The following is a 3,552-nucleotide window of genomic DNA, read 5'->3' on the forward strand; positions in this document are numbered from 1 at the left end:
ATCGGATCGGATCCTGCACAGGATTTGATCTAGGCGGCAATCTCTTCGAGATTGCGCGGACGCCAACCTCGCAAGGGGAAGGCTGAAGCGACAATCCCTTCGGGATTGCGCGGGTGGGCATTGGCAATGAGAACGATCAAGTGTCTTAAGGGCAATTGGTGGATGCCTTGGCATGCACAGGCGATGAAGGACGTGATACGCTGCGATAAGCTACGGGGAGGTGCGAATACCCTTTGATCCGTAGATTTCCGAATGGGGAAACCCACCTAAGGTACTTGGAAAATCAGAGCAGCAGGGCGACGCGAAATCCCAAAAGGATTGAGTGTTAAGCGACGATCTCTTTGAGATCGCGCAGACTTGCTGCTGTGGTTTCCAAGTATCGATAATAGGTAACTTACCCTGAATAAAATAGGGGTAAAGTGGCGAACGCGGGGAACTGAAACATCTAAGTACCCGTAGGAAAGGACATCAACCGAGACTCCGGAAGTAGCGGCGAGCGAACCCGGACCAGGCCAGTGGCGATTGAGAGACAAGCGGAACCTTCTGGAAAGTAGGGCCATAGTGGGTGACAGCCCCGTACGCGTAATGCAATCAATCGTCCTCGAGTAAGGCGGGACACGTGAAATCCTGTCTGAATTTGGGGGGACCACCCTCCAAGCCTAAGTACTCGTGCATGACCGATAGCGAACTAGTACCGTGAGGGAAAGGTGAAAAGCACCCCGACAAGGGGAGTGAAAGAGTACCTGAAACCGATTGCCTACAAACAGTGGAAGCCCAAGGTTCGTCCCGGGTGACCACGTACCTTTTGTATAATGGGTCAGCGACTTAGTGTGACGAGCAAGCTTAAACCGCTAGGTGTAGGCGCAGCGAAAGCGAGTCTGAACAGGGCGTTCAGTTCGTCGCATTAGACCCGAAACCGAGTGATCTAGCCATGAGCAGGTTGAAGGTAAGGTAACACTTACTGGAGGACCGAACCCATAACTGTTGCAATAGTTCGGGATGACTTGTGGCTAGGGGTGAAAGGCCAATCAAACTCGGAAATAGCTGGTTCTCCGCGAAATCTATTTAGGTAGAGCGTCGACCGAATACCCCAGGGGGTAGAGCACTGGATGGGCTAGGGGTCCTCACCGGATTACCAAACCTAACCAAACTCCGAATACCTGGGAGTACTAGTCGGCAGACACACGGCGGGTGCTAACGTCCGTCGTGAAAAGGGAAACAACCCTGACCTACAGCTAAGGTCCCCAAGTTATGGCTAAGTGGGAAAGGATGTGAGGATCCCAAAACAACCAGGATGTTGGCTTAGAAGCAGCCATCATTTAAAGAAAGCGTAACAGCTCACTGGTCTAAATAAGGGTCTTTGCGCCGAAAATGTAACGGGGCTAAAGCCATACACCGAAGCTTAGGGTTTGGTCCGCAAGGGCCAAGCGGTAGCGGAGCGTTCTGTAAGCTGATGAAGCCATACCCGTGAGGGGTGGTGGAGGTATCAGAAGTGCGAATGCTGACATGAGTAACGTAAGGGGAGTGAGAGACTCCCCCGCCGAAAGTCCAAGGGTTCCTGCTTAAAGCTAATCTGAGCAGGGTTAGCCGGCCCCTAAGTCGAGGCAGAAATGCGTAGACGATGGGAACCACGTTAATATTCGTGGGCCTGGAGGAAGTGACGGATCATTGAGGTAGTCCAATCTTATCGGATTGAAAGGGCTGCTGCGTGGTTCCAGGAAATAGCTCCTCCTTATAGACCGTACCCGAAACCGACACTGGTGGACTGGTAGAGTATACCAAGGCGCTTGAGAGAACTATGCTGAAGGAACTCGGCAAATTGCACGCGTAACTTCGGAAGAAGCGTGACCCTTTTCTACGCAAGTAGAGGAGGGTGGCACAGACCAGGGGGTAGCGACTGTTTATCAAAAACACAGGGCTCTGCGAAGTCGCAAGACGACGTATAGGGTCTGACGCCTGCCCGGTGCTGGAAGGTTAAGAGGAGGGGTGCAAGCTCTGAATCGAAGCCCCAGTAAACGGCGGCCGTAACTATAACGGTCCTAAGGTAGCGAAATTCCTTGTCGGGTAAGTTCCGACCTGCACGAATGGCGTAACGACTTCCCCGCTGTCTCCAGCATAGACTCAGTGAAATTGAATTCCCCGTGAAGATGCGGGGTTCCTGCGGTTAGACGGAAAGACCCCGTGCACCTTTACTATAGCTTTACATTGGCATTCGTAGTGGCATGTGTAGGATAGGTGGTAGGCTTTGAAACCTGGGCGCCAGCTCAGGTGGAGCCAACCTTGAAATACCACCCTTATTACTATGGATGTCTAACCGCGGCCCGTTATCCGGGTCCGGGACAATGTATGGTGGGTAGTTTGACTGGGGCGGTCGCCTCCTAAAGAGTAACGGAGGCGCGCGATGGTGGGCTCAGACCGGTCGGAAATCGGTCGCTGAGTGCAATGGCATAAGCCTGCCTGACTGCGAGACTGACAAGTCGAGCAGAGACGAAAGTCGGTCATAGTGATCCGGTGGTCCCGCGTGGAAGGGCCATCGCTCAACGAATAAAAGGTACGCCGGGGATAACAGGCTGATGACCCCCAAGAGTCCATATCGACGGGGTTGTTTGGCACCTCGATGTCGACTCATCGCATCCTGGGGCTGGAGCAGGTCCCAAGGGTATGGCTGTTCGCCATTTAAAGCGGTACGTGAGTTGGGTTCAGAACGTCGTGAGACAGTTCGGTCCCTATCTGCCGTGGGTGTAGGAATATTGAAAGGATCTGTCCCTAGTACGAGAGGACCGGGATGGACGGATCTCTGGTGGACCTGTTGTGGCGCCAGCCGCATAGCAGGGTAGCTATATCCGGACGGGATAACCGCTGAAGGCATCTAAGCGGGAAACCCACCTTAAAACGAGTATTCCCTGAGAACCGTGGAAGACGACCACGTTGATAGGCCGGGTGTGGAAGAGCGGCAACGCTTGAAGCTTACCGGTACTAATAGTTCGATCGGCTTGATCGTTCTCATTCCTTATGCTCACTGATTGGCGACAATCCTTTGGATTGCGCCGAGGTGACAGGCACGACAAAGACCAGCGAACAGCTCCGACAGAGCCCAAGGCGTAACGCCTGAGGCATTGTCGCGGCCAATCGCTCAAAAAGCTTCTCGAACAACGTGCGTTTTGCCGACCTGGTGGTTATGGCGGAGCGGCTGCACCCGATCCCATTCCGAACTCGGCCGTGAAACGCTCCAGCGCTGATGGTACTTCGTCTCAAGACGCGGGAGAGTAGGTCGCTGCCAGGTCTGCTAAACGCACGTTGAACTCACATCCAATCGGATGTCAGTGAAATCTTCTCCTTACGAACAGGCCCGCCAACGGGAACACGGGCCGCGCAAGCGGCCCTTTCATTTGGGGGCTCTTGATTCCGGTAAGGTAAAACTTACCTCTAAGGTTGACGCGGGGTGGAGCAGCCCGGTAGCTCGTCAGGCTCATAACCTGAAGGTCACAGGTTCAAATCCTGTCCCCGCAACCAAATCCCAAAACGGCCCGCATCATGCGGGCCGTTTTGCTA

At 53.9% G+C, this 3,552-nt stretch carries 1 tRNA gene and 2 rRNA genes; all 3 read left to right on the plus strand.

The window, feature by feature from the left end:
* Positions 1-134 precede the first annotated feature (134 nt).
* The 3 genes from AC1D0N_RS30135 to AC1D0N_RS30145 all read left to right on the plus strand — a co-directional run bounded on the left by AC1D0N_RS30135 (position 135) and on the right by AC1D0N_RS30145 (position 3,513).
* Positions 135-3,001 (plus strand): 23S ribosomal RNA (locus tag AC1D0N_RS30135).
* A 167-nt stretch (positions 3,002-3,168) separates the two neighbouring features.
* Positions 3,169-3,283: ribosomal RNA gene (rrf, locus tag AC1D0N_RS30140) — 5S ribosomal RNA — on the plus strand.
* Between the two features lie 153 nt (positions 3,284-3,436).
* Positions 3,437-3,513 (plus strand) — tRNA-Met (locus tag AC1D0N_RS30145).
* The last annotated feature ends 39 nt before the right edge of the window (positions 3,514-3,552 follow it).

Source organism: Mesorhizobium sp. P2_E10, from assembly GCF_056404235.1.